This window comes from Arenimonas aestuarii, assembly GCF_054781715.1.
Genome location: NZ_BAAGTW010000004.1, coordinates 153,375 through 169,849, shown reverse-complemented (window position 1 = coordinate 169,849; position 16,475 = coordinate 153,375). Strand labels below are relative to the sequence as shown.

Here is a 16,475-nt window from a genome sequence, read left to right as displayed (position 1 = left end):
TTCGCACCTCAGTAGCTCAGCTGCAGGGAGAGATAGGCGCCGCGCTGGTCGTCCAGCGTGGCGATGCCGCCCAGGTCGGCCCAGGCGGCGACCACGGCAACGCGCTTGTTCGGGAACCAGGCCACGAACGCATCCATCCAGGCGTCCTCGCCGGCGAATCCCAGGTTGTCGGGCTTGTGCCGGTACTCCAGGCCCACGACCCAGCTCGGGTCGAGCACCAGCGCCGCACTGCCTTCGAAAACCAGCGAACGGCCGGCGTCGCGGTCTCCGCCGTGGCCCAGCAGGCCCATCTGGTTGGCGCGGGTCGAGCGCAGCGTGCCGTTGAGCAGGAGCTGGCGCCCGCCCGGCCCGGCCAGGAAAAGCTTGCTGGCGCTCAGGTAGACGTCGGTGCCGCGGTCGTCTCGGGCGCCGACGGCCAGCGGCAGGGCGCCGTCGCGCAGCCGCTTGTGCTGCACGCCCAGGCTGAGCTGCGGCCAGGCCGTATAGACCAGGTCGCCGCCCAGGCGCAGCTTGGCGCCGAAGATGTCCTGCTCAAGCGTGTCCCAGGGCAGCGAGAGCCGGCGCTGCAGCTCGCCCAGGTCCAGGCGCTGGCGGGCCAGCGACAGTTCCAGGCGATTGCCGAAGGTGTACGCCACGCCGAAGGCGTCGAGCGCGTAATCACCGGTATCGACGCGGGTGTAGAACGCCGTGCCGCCGTCCTGGTCCCGGGTGCCATAACCGGCCAGAACGGCCCAGGGCACGATGCCTCCGCCGGCCGCGCCCTCGACCTGGCTGGCGCCGCCGGTGGCCAGCAGGCGGCCGTCGCCGGCCAGGACGGCACCCGGCGCGGCCAGGGCCAGGACAAGCGCCAGTCCGGCCAGGCGCCAGCTCATGCGTGGGCCTGCGAATAATGCCGGCACCACGCCAGCAGGGCTTCCGCGTCCAGCGGCGCGCTGAAGAAGTAGCCCTGCACCATGTCGCAGCGATAGCGCTGGAGCAGGTCCAGGCTGACGCCCGTTTCCACGCCCTCGGCGATCACCTTCAGGCCCATGTTGTGGCCCAGTTCGATGGTCGAACGAACGATCACCGCGTCGTCGCTCTCCTCGGTCATCTGCATCACGAAACTCTTGTCGATCTTGAGTTCGTCCACCGGCATGCGCTTGAGCTGCGCCAGCGAGGAATAACCGGTGCCGAAATCGTCGATCGACAGCCGCACCCCACTCGCCCGCAGGCGATGCAGCATGCGGACCGCGTATTCGACGTCGCGCATCAGCGCGCCCTCGGTGACTTCCAGGATCAGCCGCGGCGGCGGCACTTGGTGCTGGCGCAGGCAGCTGTGCACGAAATCCGGCAGGTCGGCGTCCATCAGGTCCATGGCCGAAAGGTTCACCGCCACGCCGAGGTCCACGCCCTGGGCGCGCCAGCGGGCGTTCTGCGCCAGGGCCGTGTCGAGCACGAACCGGGTGATCTCGTGCACGAAGCCCGAGCGTTCGGCCAGCGGGATGAACTCCTCGGGCGACACCTGGCCCAGGCTGTGGTGCTGCCAGCGCAACAGGGCCTCGACGTGCGCGACCTGGCGCGTGGCCAGGTCCACCTTGGGCTGGAAGCGCAGGCTCAGCTGCTCGCGGGCGATCGACTGCCGCAGGTCGCCCACCAGCGCCAGCTGGCGCAGGTGCACCTCGTCCCTGCCCTCGCGATAGACGGCCACGCCGCTGCGGGTCTGCTTGGCGTCGTAGAGCGCGATGTCGGCCCGGCGGAGCAAGGTCTGGGAGTCGTCGCCGTGCTCGGGATGCAGGGCCAGGCCCAGGCTGGCGTCGAGGTTGATGCGGGTGCTGGGCAGGTCCAGCGGCTTGCGCAACTGCTCGAGCAGCAGGCGCGCGCGCGACTCCGCCAGCTCCGCGTCGACGTCGTGCATCAGCACCATGAATTCGTCACCGCCCAGGCGCGCCACCATGTCGCTGGCACGCACGGCCTGGCGCAGGCGCTTGCCCACCTCTTCCAGCACCTGGTCGCCGAAGCCATGGCCCAGGGTGTCGTTGATCTCCTTGAACCGGTCCAGGTCGAGCATCAGCACCGCGGCCCGGCCCGAACCCAAGGCCTCGTCCAGCCGCTCGCGGGCGAGGCTCCGGTTGGGCAGGCCCGTCAGCCCGTCGTGGTGGGCCTGGTGCAGGATGCGCTGCTCGCGCGCGGCGATGCCCTGCTGCATGTGGCCGAAGGCCGAGGCCAGCCGGCCGATTTCATCCTGGCCGTGCACCATGATCGGCTGGCTGTAGTCACCATCCTGGACACGCTGGGCGGCTTCGGCCAGCTCTACCACCGGCCGGCTGATGCCGCGGCCCAGGAAACCCGCGACGACCAGTGCCAGCGCGGCGGCAAGGCCCGACAGCCAGAGGATGCGGGTCTTGAGCGTCGCATACGGAGCCATCGCCTGGTCCAGCGAACCCTGCAGCAGCACGCGCACGGGAGGTTCGCCACTGCCCGCCATCGACAGCGGCAGCACGAACCAGTGTTCGTCGCCCAGGGCCACGTCGCGCACCGCTTCGCCGGTAGGAAGCTGGCCGGCCGGCAATCCGGCCAGGGCCGCCAGCGCCGGCCCGGGCAGGCTGCTGGCGTAGACGTCCAGCCCCCCTGCGGCGGCGCGCGCGAAGCTGGCGTCCAGGCCGGTCAGGGCCCGGAAGTCGCTGGCGTAGTTCGAATCAACGGCCGTGCCGATGCCGACCCAACCGATCCGGTTCGGTGCCATCACCGGGATCAGGGCCAGTTGGTACAGGCGACCGTCCACGGGCAGCACCGACAAGGAAAAACCTTCCACCTCGGCGCGTGCAACGGCGGCCGCAAGCGACTGGCCGCGCCAGCCCGGCGAGTCGCCCTGCAGGCCGGCGAGCCAGCGGCCATCGGGTCCCAGCATCACCGCCGCGTCGGCGCCGACGCGGCTGGCGTGGTTGCGCAGGGCCGACTCAACCGTGGCCGGGTCGCCGCTGGCCACGGCGGCCTTCAAGCCGAAATCGTCGGCCAGCACCAGCGCCGTTTCCAGCAGCTGTTCGCCGCGGGCTTCGTGGAAGCGGCGCCAGACGCGTTCGCCCACCGCCAGTTCGTCGGAAAGCTGGACGCGCACGCTGCGGTCGGTGGCCAGGTGCACGACGGCGAACGTCGCCAGCTGCGCGGCCAGGACCAGGCCAATCAGCAGGGCGACGATGCGGCCATGCAGGCGCTGCTTCATCAGTCGTCCTTGCGCAGGCTGCGCAGGCGGTCCTGGAGCGCGCGCAGGCGGTCGCTGCCCCGGCGTTCGGGCGGCGGCGGGCCCAGCTCAAGGCTCAGCGAAAGCGCCGCGCCGGGCACGGCCACCGGCTGCGGCACCGGTTCGCCCGCCAGTCGCGGGTGCCAGGCCTGCAGCCGGTAGTCGCCGTCGGGAACCTGCAGGCGCGCCAGGCCGTCGGCCCCGCTGCGGGCGTGGTGCGGCGTGTCGAGAACGACGATCCAGCCGATCATCCAGTCGTGGATGTTGCAGCCGACCACCACGACGCCCGGCCGGGCGAACACGACCGGATCGGGCGGCGTGCCCGAATAGAGCGGCAACTCGAAGGGCCTGGCCGGCGAAAAGGAATACACCTGGTGGCGCACCACGTCGCTGTTCGGGAAGCTGACCGCGGTGCCGGCCTCGATGACCAGCACTCCCGGCTCGAAGACGCTGTTGCGCTGGTCCATCACGGCCTGGCCCGCCACGGGAGCGGCGTTGCCATGCAGGCTCACCACGGCGCCTTCCAGCGGCTTGCCGCCGGCCAGCACGCGCACCTGCAACTCGCCCGCAGGCGCCTGCCCCGCCGCCACCATGGCTGCGGCGCACACGGCGGCGGCCAGACGTACGCGCCCCGGCTTGCCAATGATCATGCGGCCCCCTGTGGCCTGTCGCCTCTGGCGTATGCCGGCGATTAGCGCGCAGGCGGGGTGATAATGATGCGAAGCCATCCGGAGCCAGCCCCATGCCAACGTCCCTGCCTCACGCCCTGGTCACGGGCGCCTCCAGCGGCATCGGTGCCGACATCGCACGCGAATACGCCCGCCGCGGCAAGCCGCTGGTGCTGACGGCACGGCGGGTGGAGCGGCTGGAGGCCCTGGCGGCGGAGCTGTCGGCGCAGGTGCCCTGCGTGGTGCTGGCCGCCGACCTGGCCGAACCGGGCGCGCCCGAAGCGCTGTTCGCCCAGACCCAGGCCCGCGGGATCTTCGTGGACACGCTGGTCAACAACGCGGGCTTTGGCGTGCCGGGACGGTTCCTGAGCGTGGACTGGAAAACCCACGCCGATTCGATCCAGGTGCTGATGACGGCGGTGGCGCACCTGACCCACCTGTACCTGCCGGCGATGGAAGCCGCCGGGCGTGGCCGGATCCTCAACGTGGCGTCACTGGCCGGCCTGGTGCCATCGTCGGCCGGGCATACGCTCTACGGTGCCAGCAAGGCCTGGCTGATCCGCTTCTCGGAAACGCTGGACCAGGAATCGCGCAGCCGCGGGGTGTACGTGACCGCACTGTGCCCGGGCATGACCTACACCGAGTTCCACGACGTCAACGGCATGCGCGAGAAGGTTTCCAAGCTACCCAAGGGTATCTGGCTGGCCAGCGCCGAAGTCGCCCGTCTGGGCGTGGACGCGGTGGAATCCGGCCGCACCCGGCTGGTGACCGGCCGATCCAACAAGCTCATCGCCGGCCTTTCCAAATACCTGCCCGACCGCCTTGCCCGTGCCCTGCTCGCCGCCAAGGCCAAGGATTTCCGCGACGCGGACTGAGTTCCACTCAGACCAGACTGACTTCCACTCAGAGACGCTGACTGAGGCAGGAGCCCCCTTGGTAAGGGGGCGCGCCGAAGGCGCGGGGATCGGAAGAACACTCACGGGGCCCGCGATTTGCGAAGCAAAACGTGGGAGTTGGTCTGAGTTTCACTCAGACCAACTTGATCTCGCGCAGCCGCTCCATCAGGTAGTCGTGGCCGGTGATCGGCTCCGGGTAGCGGTCCGGGTTGTCGGCGCTGATGCACTGGGGCAGCGTCTTGATCAGGAAGTCCGGATTCGGATGCAGGAAGTACGGCGTCGAATACCGCGGCTTGCGCGCCTCGTCACCCGGCGGGTTCACCACCCGGTGGGTCGTGGACGGGTAAACATGATTGGTCAGGCGCTGCAGCATGTCGCCGATGTTCACGACGATGGTGTCCTGGTCGGCCGTGAACGGCACCCATTCGCCCTTGCGCGAAAGCACTTCCAGGCCCGCGGCGCTGGCGCCCACCAGCAGGGTGATGAAGTTGATGTCCTCGTGCGCACCGGCGCGCACGTTGGGCACGTCGGGCGCGGTGATCGGCGGGTAGTGGATCGGGCGCAGGATCGAGTTGCCGAAGTTGGTCTTGTCGGCGAACCAGTCCTGCGGCAGGCCGATGTGCAGCGCCAACGCGCTGAGCACGCGCGATCCGAGCTGGTCGAGCGAGGTGAACAGGCCGTAGGCCACTTCCCTGAACTCCGGGATCTCGTCCGGCCACAGGTTCGGCGGCATCACGTCGGCGTACTTCGAGTCACGCGGGATCTCGCGGCCGACGTGCCAGAACTCCTTGAGGTCGAAGTGCTGCGCGCCCTTGGCGGTTTCGATGCCGAACGGCGTGTAGCCACGCGCGCCGCCGCCTCCGGGCACGTGGTACTTGCGCTTGGTTTCTTCTGGCAGCGCGAAAAAACGCTGGAAGACGTCGTAGGCCCGGTCGATCTGCGCCTGCGAAATGCCGTGGTTGCGAATGCCGGCGAACCCCCATTCGCGGTAGGCGGCGCCAAGTTCGGCCACGAAGGCTTCGCGGTCGGTGTCAAAACGCTGGATGTCGAGGGTCGGGATACGGGCGGTCACGTCGGGGTCCAGTGGCGAATCGTGGGGAAAGTCTAGGCCAGGCGGGGGGCAAGCTTCCTTGACGCCGCTCAAGGCCGGCGGATCACGTGGCGGCGCGCACCACCTCGGCCAGGCGGTCGAGCACCTGGCGCATCAGTCCGGCATCGTCGGCTTCGACCGTGACGCGCACCACCGGTTCGGTGCCCGAGGCACGCAGCACCAGTCGGCCGCGGCCCGACAGCGCCTGCTCCGCCTCGTCGCGCGCCGCCTGCACGGCCGGCTGGTCCAGCGGCCTGGCGCCGGCGGCGATGCGCACGTTGACCGTCTGCTGGGGCAGCGGCGTGTAGTCGGAAAGGGCCTGCTCCAGCGAAAGCCCCTGCCGGCGCAGGGATTCGAGCACCTGCAGGGCACTGACGAGGGCGTCGCCGGTGCTGGCCCGGTCCAGGCACAGCAGGTGGCCCGAGGCCTCACCGCCGAGAACGCCGCCGTTCTCGACCAGGCCCCGGTGCACGAAGCGGTCGCCGACCCGGGCCCGGATGAAACCAATGCCGTGGCCGGCCAGGCCACGCTCCATGGCGTAGTTGGTCATCAGCGTGCCAACCACGGGGCCCGCCAGGCGGCCACTGGCCCGCCAGTCGCGCGCCAGCAGATAGATGAGGCCATCGCCGTCGACCAGTTGGCCGCGCCCGTCCACCATCAGCACCCGGTCGCCGTCGCCGTCGAAGGCGATGCCCAGGTCGGCGCCGGTTTCGCGCACGCGCGCCATCAGCGCCTCCGGGTGGGTGGAGCCGACTCCGTTGTTGATGTTCAGGCCGTCGGGCTCGACGCCCAGGGCGTCCACCACCGCGCCCAGTTCCTCGAGCACGCGCGGCGCCACCTGGTAGGTCGCCCCGTGGGCACAGTCGACCACCAGGCGCATGCCGCCGAGACTGAAGTCCTCGGGCACGGTGGTCTTGCAGAACTCGGCGTAACGCGCCAGGGCGTCGTCCACGCGCTGGGCCTTGCCCAGGCGTTCGGAGGGCACGGTCCGGAAGGGCTTGTCGATCTCGGCCTCGATCGCCGCCTCGACCGCATCGGGCAGCTTCTCGCCCTGGGCAGAGAAGAACTTGATGCCGTTGTCGTGGTGCGGGTTGTGCGAGGCGCTGATGACGATGCCGGCATCGGCGCGCAGCGAGCGTGTCAGGTAGGCCACCGCCGGGGTCGGCATCGGGCCGACCATCCGCACGTCGGCACCCGCGGCGACCAGGCCGGCCTCGAGCGCCGATTCGAACATGTAGCCGGAGATGCGGGTGTCCTTGCCGATGACCACCACCGCGTGCTCCCGGCCTTCGCCGGCCAGCACGCGGCCGGCGGCGGCGCCCAGGCGCAGCATGAAGTCGGCGGAAATCGGGAATTCGCCCACCCGCCCGCGGATGCCGTCGGTGCCGAAATACTTGCGCTCGCCCATGCCGACCTCAGGCCGTCTCGGCGGTGGACGCCGGGTCCGGGGTCGGCGCCGGCTGGCGCATCATCAATGCCAGCAACGCCGAGAGCTTTTCGCGCATCTGCCGGCGGTCGACGATCAGGTCGATGGCGCCGTGCTCGACCAGGAACTCCGAACGCTGGAAGCCCTCGGGCAGGGTTTCGCGCACGGTCTGCTCGATGACGCGCGGGCCGGCGAAGCCGATCAGCGCGTGCGGCTCGGCGGCGTTGATGTCACCCAGCATGCCCAGCGAAGCCGACACGCCGCCGGTGGTCGGGTGCGTGAGCACCGACACGAAGGGCAGGCCCCGGGCGCGCAGGCGGCCCAGCGCCGCCGAGGTCTTGGCCATCTGCATCAGCGAGAACAGGCCTTCCTGCATGCGGGCGCCGCCGGTGGCGGAAAAACACACCAGCGGGCAGCCAATGTCCGCCGCACGTTCGGCCGCCAGGGCGAAACGTTCACCAACCACCGAGCCCATCGAGCCGCCCATGAAGCGGAACTCGAAGGCCGCCACGCACACCGGCCGGCCCTTGAGCTTGCCCTGGACGGCAACCAGGGCGTCGCGTTCGCCGACGTTCTTCTGCGCCGCCTTGATGCGGTCCGCGTATTTCTTCTGGTCCTTGAAGTGCAACGCGTCCACCGGGCCAAGGGCGGCTCCGATTTCCTCACCGCTGTCGTCGTCGAGCAGGGCGACCAGGCGCTCACGGGCGCCGATCGCCATGTGGTGCGAGCACTTCGGGCAGACGCGCAGGTTCTTCTCGAGCTCGGGGCCGTACAGGGCGGCGCCGCACTTGTCGCATTTTTCCCACAAGCCCTCGGGCACGCCGCGCTTGCCGTTGCCCTGGGTGCGGATGCGCGAGGGCATGAGTTTGGTCAGCCAGCTCATTGGTCCACCGGTGTGTTTCTGGGCCGGGCAGTTTATCGCGAAAGGCCGGAGGAGGGCCCCTGCCCCGCCCCGGGGGCTCAGGCGGCGTCCAGCGCCTGGCGCAGCGGGGCGAGAAAGGCCTCGGCGCGGGCCGCGGCATCTTCCGGCCCGCCCGCGTCCGCCAGCGCGTCGACCAGTGCACTGCCGACCACGACGCCGTCCGCGGCGGGGGCCAGCGCGGCGGCCGAGGCCGCGTCGCGGATGCCAAAACCAACCAGCACCGGCACCTTGGCGCGTGCGCGCAGGTCGCCGGCCCGCCGCTGCACGTCGGCGACGTCGAGCTGGCTGCCGCCGGTGACCCCGGCGAAGGATACGTAGTACAGGTAACCCTGCGATTCCGACGCCAGGCGCGCCAGGCGCGCTTCGGTGGTGGTCGGTGCGGCCAGGGAAATCAGGTCCAGCCCGGCGACGTTGAAGGCGGCGCGGTTGGGGCCGGCCTCTTCGGGCGGCAGGTCCACCAGCAGCACGCCGTCCACGCCGGCGGCGGCGGCGTCACGGGCGAACGCTTCGGCGCCCAGGATTTCGATGGGATTGAGGTAGCCCATCAGCACCACGGGCGTGTTGGCGTCGCTTTCCCGGAAACCAGCCACGCAGCGCAGCACGTAACGCAGGCCGGCGCCGCGCTCGATCGCACGTTCGGAGCTGCGCTGGATCGACGGGCCATCGGCCATGGGGTCGGAAAACGGCACGCCCAGCTCGATCACGTCCGCCCCGGCCCGCACCAGCGCGTGCATCACTGGCACCGTGGCATCGAGCGAAGGGTCGCCGGCGGTGATGAAGGGAACCAGGGCCTTGCGCCCGGACGTCGCGAGCTCGTCGAACCTGGCCCGGATGCGCCCGCTCACAGTTCGATGCCCTCGCGCTTGGCGATCGTGAAGATGTCCTTGTCACCCCGTCCGGACAGGTTGCACAGGACCAGGGAATCCCGGGGCAACTCGCGGGCGAGCTTCATGGCCTGGGCGATGGCATGGCTGGATTCGAGCGCCGCCAGGATGCCTTCCTTGCGCGCCAGCAGGTGGAAGGCCTCCATCGCCTCGTCGTCGGTGACGCCCACGTAGTCGGCGCGGCCGCTGTCCTTGAGGAAGGCGTGTTCGGGCCCGACGCCCGGGTAGTCCAGGCCGGCGGAAATGGAATGGGTTTCGATGATCTGGCCGTCGTCGTCGCAGATGACGTAGGTCCGGTTGCCGTGCAGCACGCCCGGCCGGCCGGCCACCAGCGACGCCGCGTGGCGGCCGGAGGCGACGCCGTCGCCTGCGGCCTCCGCACCGACCAGGCGTACGCCCCGGTCGTTGAGGAAGGCATGGAAGATGCCGATGGCGTTGCTGCCGCCGCCCACGCAGGCGGTGACGGCGTCGGGCAGGCGACCATAGTCGGCCAGCATCTGTCCCCTCGCCTCGTGGCCGACCACGGCGTTGAAGTCGCGCACGAGTTTCGGATAAGGGTGCGGGCCGGCGACGGTGCCGATGATGTAGAAGGTGTCACGCACGTTGGTGACCCAGTCGCGCATGGCTTCGTTGAGCGCGTCCTTGAGCGTCTTGCTGCCCGAATGCACCGGCACCACGGTCGCGCCCAGGAGCTTCATGCGGAAGACGTTGGGCGCCTGGCGCTCGACGTCGGTGGCGCCCATGTAGACCACGCATTCCAGGCCGAGGCGTGCGGCCACCGTCGCGCTGGCGACGCCATGCTGACCTGCCCCGGTCTCGGCGATGATCCGGGTCTTGCCCATCCGGCGGGCCAGCATGGCCTGGCCGATGGTGTTGTTGATCTTGTGCGCGCCCGTGTGGTTCAGGTCCTCGCGCTTGAGCAGGATGCGCGCGCCGCCCACGAAGTCGGACAGCCGGCGGGCTTCGTAGATCGGGCTGGGCCGGCCCACGTAGTGCTTGTACTCATGCTCGAGTTCGGCCTTGAAGGCCGCGTCGGCCCGGGCGGCGTCGTAGGCGGCTTCCAGTTCGCGCAGCGGCTCGACCAGGGTTTCGGACACGAACACGCCACCGTAGCGACCGAAGTGGCCGGCGGCATCGGGGAACACATTGAAATCGGCGATCTCCGACGCCTGCGGGATGTCATCCTTGGACACTGCGGTCTGCACGTTTCACCTCTTCCACGAATTGCTGCATGCGCCCGCCATCCTTGACGCCGGGCGCGCTTTCGATGCCACTGGATACATCCACCGCGAACGGCCGGGCCGTGCGCACCGCTTCGCCGACGTTGGCCGGCCGAAGCCCGCCGGCCAGGAAGACCGGCTTGCCAAGCGGGGGCACGCGCGACCAGTCGAAGCGCTCGCCGCTGCCACCGGGCTGGCCCGGGGCGTGGCCGTCGAGCAGGAAGGCACTGGCCGAAGGGTAGCGTTTCCGCAGGACCGCCGCATCGCCCTGTTGCCCGCCCATGGCCAGCACCTTGACGAAAGGCAGGCCGAAGGCGCGGCAGAAGGCGTCACTTTCGCTGCCGTGGAACTGCAGCAGGTCGGGTTTGAGCTGGCGTACCAGGGCCTCGACTTCACTGCCCGGGTTGTCCATGAACAGGGCCACGGCGTGCACCAGCGGCGGGATCGCCTCACGCAGCGGCTCTGCGCGCGCCGCGTCCAGGCAGCGCGGGCTGCCCGGCGCGAACACCAGGCCGATGGCGTCCACGCCCAGCTCGACGGCCAGGCGGACGTCACCGGGGCGGGTCATGCCGCAGAACTTGATCCGGGTGTGCATCCCCACATTGTAGGCGGTACGCGTGTGCATACCGTGCAGGTGGCTCAGTCGCCGTCGAAGGCCACTTCCTCGGGCAAGGCCCAGCGCCGCGGATAACGTGGCCCCAGGAACACCAGCCCGTTGGACGGGGCCGTCGGGCCGGCGACCGTCCGGTCGCGGCCGGCCAGCAGCTGCGCGACCCAGGCCTCGGGCTGTTCGCCCCGCCCCACCAGCAGCAGGCTGCCGACGAAGTTGCGCACCATGTGGTGCAGGAAGGCATTGGCCTGCACGTCGATGACGACGTGTTCCCCATCGCGCTGAACGGTGATCTCGTGCACGCTCCGGCGCGCGTGTTTGGCCTGGCAGTGCACGGTGCGGAAGGCGCTGAAGTCATGCTCGCCGACCAGCGCCTGGGCGGCGCGGTGCATGGCAGCTGCGTCCAGCGGATGCCGCTCCCAGGTGAGGTAGTGGCGAAGCATGGCCGGTCGCACGCGGCGGTTGAGCACGGTGTAGCGGTAGCGCCGCGCACGCGCGGCGTAGCGGGCGTGGAAGTCGGGATCCACCGGCTGGCACCACAGGATGCTCACGCCCGGCGGCAGCCGGCTGTTGCCGCCCTGGCGCAGCGCGTAGGGCGTGCGTTCGGCGTCCGTGTCGAAATGCACCACCTGGCAGCGGGCGTGCACGCCGCTGTCGGTGCGGCCGGCGCAGACCACGTCCAGGGGATGGTCGACGACGAACGCCAGGGCCTTCTCGACGGCCGCTTGCACGGTCTCGCCCTCGGCCAGACGCTGCCAGCCGAGAAATCCCGAGCCGTCGTACTCAATGCCCGCGGCGTAGCGCACCAGCGTCAGCCGATCTCCCGCAGCAGGCGCTCGGCCTCGGCGCGCGCGGCCGCACTGCCCTCGGCCGCCACTTCCTCGAGCATGCCGCGGGCCCCGTCCACGTCGCCTATGTCGAGGTAGGCCTTGGCCAGCTCGATCTTGGTGGCGCTGGCATCTTCGTCGGCGCTGGCGGCGGCTTCGTCCATCAACACGTCGGCGCCGGCGTCGTCGGCTTGGGCATCGGCATCAACGAGGTCGAGCCCCTCCCCGTCGTCGGTTCCGCCATCGGACTCGAGCCCGGACCCGGCTTCGAACGCCAGCTCCTGCGAGTCGTCGGCAGGCGCGGGTGCCGGGGAATCGACGTCCGGCAGGTCCCCGTGCGGCAGGCTTTCCCAATCCGCCTCGGCGGTGTCCGGCGCGGGCGCCGCCGCCAGCGCGGCCAGGTCGGCCAGGTCCTCGTCGGAGGACGGCGCCGGCGGCGAAGGCTGGGCGGCCGCTGCCGGGCTCGACGCCATGACGCCGGTATCGCCGAAACGCGGCGTGTTCCAGCCGGCCTGGCTGAACAGCGCATTGCCCGGGGCAATGGCGACGCCCATCACCACCGCCTCGCGCCAGCGCGGGTCCAGGGTGCTGCGCACATGCAGGCGCATGGCCTGGGCGGCGACTTCGAAGGCCATCCGGTCACCCTGCTTGTGCAGGTGGCGAAGCAGGCTGACGTGGGCCTCCAGGTCGCCCGGCTGGTCGTCGATGGCGGCCTGCAGGCGGTCGCGCTCGGCATCGGCCGGCGTCGCGTCGGCGCTCGCCTCGGCGTCTTGCTCGCTGCTCGCTGCCGCGGAACGCGCGCCCGGCAGGCTGGCCTTGAGGGCGTCGTCGTCGGAGATCCGACGCGGCGGCACGGGCAGCGGCGAGGGCTTGCGCTTGCCGCGCAAGGCCAGCACCAGGCCACCGAGCAGCACCAGGCCGGCGCCGATCAGGACCATCGGGTTGAGGTACCAGGGCGCGGGCGCGGCGGGTTCGCTGGCGGCGGGTTCCGCAACCGCTTCGCTTTCCACGGATGCCGCCGGGTCGGCGGCCGCCGGCGCGGGCGTCGTCGCCACGGCTGGTGCCGGGCTTTCACCCTGGGCCGCGGCCAGGCGTTCCTGCAGGGCCTTGAGCTGGCTGGACTGCATCTCGATCAGGCGCTGGCTGTCGCCCTGCTGGGCTTCGAGCTCCGCGATGTGCGAACGCAGCTCCTGGATCTCCACTTCGCGCGCGGCGAGGTCTTCCTTGGCCTGGGTGAGTTCGGCGCGCAACTCGGCGCCGCTTTCACCAGCGGCGGCGCCGGACTGCACGCCTCGCGCGGCCTGGGCATCGCCGGCGGGCGGAACGATCTCAAGGCGCCCTTCCGTCGCCGGGGCGCGTGACGGCCGCTCGGCGGGCGTGGTCGCGCGGCTGTCGGCCACGGACTCGGCCGGCTGCGGCACGGGACGGCGCCGGCCCTGCCAGGCCTCGGCCTGCGCACGCACCAGCTGCGCGGCCTCGGCGGCCCCGAGCTGGCGAACCTCCTCGGTGGTCGGGATGCGCAGCACGGCGCCCCGCTTGAGCTGGTTGATGTTGTCGTCGATGAAGGCTTCGGGATTGGCCCGCTGAAGCGCCAGCATCATCTGGTTCACGGTGACCGCCGGGTCGGGCCGCGTGCTGCTGGCGATAGACCACAGGGTCTGGCCACTGGCGACCGGGCCGTATTCGCCCGGGGCCGGGGTCGGGGCCGGAGCGGGCGGCGGCGGCGCAGGCGGCGGCGCAGGCGCCGGCTCGGGCTCAGGCTCAGGCTGGGCGGCAATCTCGGGTTCCGGCTCTGGCTCGGGCACCGGCTCGGGCTCGGGCTCGGGCTCGGGCACCGGGGCCGGCAGCGGCTCGGGTTCGGGTGCAGCGGCCACGGGTTCCGACTCCGGCTCCGGCTCCGGCATCGGCAAGGGCTCGGGCTCAGGCAATGGCCTGGGTTCTTCCGGGATCTGGGCGACGTCGGTGGCGGGTTCTTCCGGCAGGGCGACCGGCTCGGCCGAGGCGGCAGGCGCAGGCGAGGCACTGACCACCGGCGGCGCGGCAACCACCGGGGTTTCCAGCGGGCGGATGACGGCCGGCGCGATGTGCGGCGGATCAACGAGGGCGCTGTACTCGCGCACCACGCTGCCGCGGCCCCAGTTGGCCTCGATCAGGAAAGTCAGGAACGGTTCGTTGAATCGGTTGGAGGTCGTGACGCGGATGACGGGCTGGCCCTGGGCATTGCGACCGACCTCCATCTGCAGGTTGGCGGTCAGGCCAACCGGGCGCTCCAGGCCAACCCGGGCAAACGCCTCGGGCGAAGCCAGGCGGACCTCAAGCTCCTCGAGTTCACCCGGGGCCGCCGACAGGATGGGGATTTCAGCGACCAGTGGCTGGTTCAGGCCGGATTTGACCTCGAGCGCGCCCAGGCCCAGGGCATGGGCCGGCGCGGCTCCCAGCGCCAGTGCCAGGGCCAACGGAAGCTGCAGATGCCTGATTTTCACGCGCGGTTTCTCCCCGACTGTGGATGGCGCGACCACTCCCCTGCGGCGGCCCCGACGTCATGTCTGGCGAATATACCGGTCAGGAACGGCTTTTGACCACGAGTTCAGCCAGCTGCACGGCATTGAGGGCAGCACCCTTGCGGATATTGTCGGCGACGATCCACAGGTTCAGGCCGCGCGGATGCGAGATGTCCTCGCGAATGCGGCCGACGTAAACAGGATCGGTACCGGCGGCATGGGTCACCGGCGTCGGGTAGCCACCGGCCTCGCGATCGTCCACCACTTCCACGCCCGGCGCGGCTTCAAGCAGCTCGCGGGCCTCGGCGGCGCTCAGCTTGCGCCGGGTTTCGAGATGAACCGCTTCGGCGTGGCCGAAGAACACCGGCACGCGCACGGCCGTCGGGTTCACCTGGATCGTTTCGTCGCCCAGGATCTTGCGGGTTTCCCAGACCATCTTCATTTCTTCCTTGGTGAAACCGTTGTCCAGGAAGTCGTCGATGTGCGGTATCAGGTTGAAGGCGATCTGGACCGGGAACTTCGCCGGCTCATGCGGCTGGAAGTTGAGCATGGCCGCGGTCTGCCGCCCGAGTTCTTCCATGGCGCTGCGACCGGCGCCCGAGACCGACTGGTAGGTGGCGACGTTGATGCGCTCGATGCCGGCGGCGCGGTGGATCGGCGCCAGGGCCACCAGCATCTGCATGGTTGAACAATTGGGGTTGGCGATGATGCCGCGCGGGCGGTTCTCCACCTGTTCGGGATTCACCTCGGACACGACCAGGGGCACGTCGTCGTCGTAGCGGAAGGCCGAACTGTTGTCGATGACCACGGCGCCGGCGGCGGCGAACCTGGGCGCGAATTCCCTGGACACGGACCCGCCGGCCGAAAACAGCGCGACGTCGATGCCGCTGGGATCGAAGCTGGCCAGGTCCTCGACCACCAGCTTCTGCGCGCCGAAGCCGATCTTTTCGCCGGCCGAGCGCGCGCTGGCCAGCAGGTGCAGCTTGCCGACCGGGAACTTCCGCTCGGCCAGGATCGCCAGCATCGCTTCGCCGACCGCGCCGGTGGCGCCAACTACCGCAACGTTATAGGTCTTGTCGCTCATGGATCATCCGTAACAAACAATCGGGGGTGTCAGCCGCCGGGCACCCTGGGCGAGACCGGCGGGACATCGGCGTTCTGGGCGCGCTGGCGCAGGGCCTGGTCCATCAGCACCAGGGCCAGCATGGCTTCGCAGATCGGCGGCGCGCGCAGGCCGACGCAGGGGTCGTGGCGGCCGGTGGTGACCACCTCCACCGCGGCGCCGCTGCGGTCGACCGTGGCGCCGGGCAGACGCAGGCTGGACGTGGGCTTGAAGGCCACCGACACCTCGATCGGCTGGCCGCTGGAAATGCCGCCCAGGATGCCGCCGGCGTGGTTGCTGGCGAATCCTTCCGGCGACATCAGGTCGCGGTGCTCGCTGCCCTTCTGGGTCACGCTGGCGAAGCCGGCGCCGATCTCCACGCCCTTGACGGCGTTGATGGACATCATGGCGGCGGCGATTTCGGCGTCGAGCTTGCCGTAGACCGGCTCGCCCCAACCCGGCGGCACGCCCAGGGCCTGCACGTGCACGCGGGCGCCGGCGGAGTCGCCCGACTTTCGCAGCGCGTCCATGAAGGCTTCGAGCTCGCCCACCTGGCCGGCATCGGGCCAGAAGAAGGGATTGCCTTCCACCGCGTCCCAGTCGAAGCGGCCCGGCACCAGGCCGGCCACCTGCGACACGCAGGCGCGAACCTGCACGCCGTGGCGTTCGGCCAGCCACTTGCGGGCGATCACGCCCGCGGCCACCCGCATCGTGGTTTCCCGGGCCGAACTGCGGCCGCCACCGCGCGGGTCGCGGATGCCGTACTTGTGCAGGTAGGTGTAGTCGGCGTGGCCCGGACGGAACTGGTTGGCGATGTTGGCGTAGTCCTTGCTGCGCGCATCGGTGTTGCGCACCAGCAGGGCGATCGGCGTGCCGGTGGTCTGGCCTTCGAAAACGCCGCTGAGGATCTCGACCTCGTCGTCTTCGTGGCGCTGCGAGGTGTGGCGGGTCTTGCCGGTGGCGCGACGCGCCAGGTCGTGGCTGAAGTCTTCCGGCGCCAGCCTTATGCCAGGCGGACAGCCGTCCACGACGCAGCCGATCGCCGGACCGTGGCTTTCGCCAAACGTGGTGACCCGTAGCAGGCGGCCGAAGCTGTTGTCGCTCACGTGCGG

14 protein-coding genes are annotated in these 16,475 nt (G+C 70.5%); 1 reads left to right on the top strand and 13 read right to left on the bottom strand.

Features of this window, described 5'->3' with window-relative positions; genetic code table 11:
• Nucleotides 1–8 precede the first annotated feature (8 nt).
• The 3 genes from ACYVJH_RS01635 to ACYVJH_RS01625 are packed head-to-tail and all read right to left on the bottom strand — an operon-like array spanning nucleotide 9 to nucleotide 3,867.
• Nucleotides 9–872 (bottom strand): DUF3034 family protein, encoded by an 864-nt coding sequence (locus ACYVJH_RS01635; RefSeq protein WP_460452921.1) that lies wholly within the window; start codon nucleotides 870–872, stop codon nucleotides 9–11.
• Nucleotides 869–3,202 carry a putative bifunctional diguanylate cyclase/phosphodiesterase gene (locus tag ACYVJH_RS01630; RefSeq protein WP_460454249.1) on the bottom strand — a complete coding sequence of 778 codons (2,334 nt, stop codon included), beginning with the start codon at nucleotides 3,200–3,202 and terminating at the stop codon, nucleotides 869–871. The genes ACYVJH_RS01635 and ACYVJH_RS01630 overlap by 4 nt, the downstream gene beginning before the upstream one ends.
• Nucleotides 3,199–3,867 (bottom strand): methylamine utilization protein, encoded by a 669-nt coding sequence (locus tag ACYVJH_RS01625; protein WP_460452920.1) that lies wholly within the window; start codon nucleotides 3,865–3,867, stop codon nucleotides 3,199–3,201. The genes ACYVJH_RS01630 and ACYVJH_RS01625 overlap by 4 nt, the downstream gene beginning before the upstream one ends.
• Nucleotides 3,868–3,959: 92 nt before the next feature.
• On the opposite strand from ACYVJH_RS01625, the gene ACYVJH_RS01620 reads away from it, so the two are divergent.
• Nucleotides 3,960–4,760: an SDR family NAD(P)-dependent oxidoreductase gene (locus tag ACYVJH_RS01620; protein WP_460452919.1), complete on the top strand. Its 801-nt coding sequence runs from the start codon at nucleotides 3,960–3,962 to the stop codon at nucleotides 4,758–4,760.
• 154 nt (nucleotides 4,761–4,914) lie between these two features.
• Here the strand turns inward: ACYVJH_RS01620 and ACYVJH_RS01615 are convergent, their stop codons facing one another.
• The 10 genes from ACYVJH_RS01615 to aroC all read right to left on the bottom strand — a co-directional run bounded on the left by ACYVJH_RS01615 (nucleotide 4,915) and on the right by aroC (nucleotide 16,469).
• Nucleotides 4,915–5,853: an isopenicillin N synthase family dioxygenase gene (locus ACYVJH_RS01615; protein ID WP_460452918.1), complete on the bottom strand. Its 939-nt coding sequence runs from the start codon at nucleotides 5,851–5,853 to the stop codon at nucleotides 4,915–4,917.
• Nucleotides 5,854–5,935: 82 nt separating this feature from the next.
• The gene (gene glmM, locus ACYVJH_RS01610; RefSeq protein WP_460452917.1) at nucleotides 5,936–7,279 is read right to left on the bottom strand and encodes a phosphoglucosamine mutase; all 1,344 of its coding nucleotides are present in this window, start codon (nucleotides 7,277–7,279) and stop codon (nucleotides 5,936–5,938) included.
• A 7-nt stretch (nucleotides 7,280–7,286) separates the two neighbouring features.
• Entirely contained in the window at nucleotides 7,287–8,180 is an 894-nt protein-coding gene (accD, locus tag ACYVJH_RS01605) for an acetyl-CoA carboxylase, carboxyltransferase subunit beta (protein ID WP_460452916.1), read from the bottom strand.
• Between the two features lie 77 nt (nucleotides 8,181–8,257).
• The gene (gene trpA / locus ACYVJH_RS01600; RefSeq protein WP_460452915.1) at nucleotides 8,258–9,064 is read right to left on the bottom strand and encodes a tryptophan synthase subunit alpha; all 807 of its coding nucleotides are present in this window, start codon (nucleotides 9,062–9,064) and stop codon (nucleotides 8,258–8,260) included.
• The gene (trpB, locus tag ACYVJH_RS01595) at nucleotides 9,061–10,281 is read right to left on the bottom strand and encodes a tryptophan synthase subunit beta (protein ID WP_460454248.1); all 1,221 of its coding nucleotides are present in this window, start codon (nucleotides 10,279–10,281) and stop codon (nucleotides 9,061–9,063) included. The genes trpA and trpB overlap by 4 nt, the downstream gene beginning before the upstream one ends.
• Before the next feature lies 1 nt (nucleotide 10,282).
• Nucleotides 10,283–10,918, bottom strand: coding sequence for a phosphoribosylanthranilate isomerase (locus tag ACYVJH_RS01590; RefSeq protein ID WP_460452914.1), 636 nt, complete (start codon nucleotides 10,916–10,918; stop codon nucleotides 10,283–10,285).
• 44 nt (nucleotides 10,919–10,962) lie between these two features.
• A complete protein-coding gene (gene truA / locus ACYVJH_RS01585; RefSeq protein ID WP_460452913.1) occupies nucleotides 10,963–11,739 on the bottom strand; it encodes a tRNA pseudouridine(38-40) synthase TruA in 777 nt (258 codons plus the stop codon).
• A gap of 5 nt (nucleotides 11,740–11,744) precedes the next feature.
• Entirely contained in the window at nucleotides 11,745–14,243 is a 2,499-nt protein-coding gene (locus tag ACYVJH_RS01580; RefSeq protein ID WP_460452912.1) for a FimV/HubP family polar landmark protein, read from the bottom strand.
• A gap of 79 nt (nucleotides 14,244–14,322) precedes the next feature.
• Entirely contained in the window at nucleotides 14,323–15,345 is a 1,023-nt protein-coding gene (locus ACYVJH_RS01575; RefSeq protein ID WP_460452911.1) for an aspartate-semialdehyde dehydrogenase, read from the bottom strand.
• A 29-nt stretch (nucleotides 15,346–15,374) separates the two neighbouring features.
• Nucleotides 15,375–16,469 carry a chorismate synthase gene (gene aroC / locus ACYVJH_RS01570; RefSeq protein WP_460452910.1) on the bottom strand — a complete coding sequence of 365 codons (1,095 nt, stop codon included), beginning with the start codon at nucleotides 16,467–16,469 and terminating at the stop codon, nucleotides 15,375–15,377.
• Between the last annotated feature and the right edge of the window lie 6 nt (nucleotides 16,470–16,475).

Excerpts from the sequence above, each read along its gene's own strand:
- ACYVJH_RS01635 (WP_460452921.1), bottom strand. The coding sequence starts at position 872 with ATGAGCTGGCGCCTGGCCGGACTGGCGCTTGTCCTGGCCCTGGCCGCG.
- ACYVJH_RS01625 (WP_460452920.1), bottom strand. The coding sequence starts at position 3,867 with ATGATCATTGGCAAGCCGGGGCGCGTACGTCTGGCCGCCGCCGTGTGC.
- ACYVJH_RS01620 (WP_460452919.1), top strand. The coding sequence starts at position 3,960 with ATGCCAACGTCCCTGCCTCACGCCCTGGTCACGGGCGCCTCCAGCGGC.
- glmM (WP_460452917.1), bottom strand. The coding sequence starts at position 7,279 with ATGGGCGAGCGCAAGTATTTCGGCACCGACGGCATCCGCGGGCGGGTG.
- accD (WP_460452916.1), bottom strand. The coding sequence starts at position 8,180 with ATGAGCTGGCTGACCAAACTCATGCCCTCGCGCATCCGCACCCAGGGC.
- ACYVJH_RS01590 (WP_460452914.1), bottom strand. The coding sequence starts at position 10,918 with ATGCACACCCGGATCAAGTTCTGCGGCATGACCCGCCCCGGTGACGTC.
- ACYVJH_RS01575 (WP_460452911.1), bottom strand. The coding sequence starts at position 15,345 with ATGAGCGACAAGACCTATAACGTTGCGGTAGTTGGCGCCACCGGCGCG.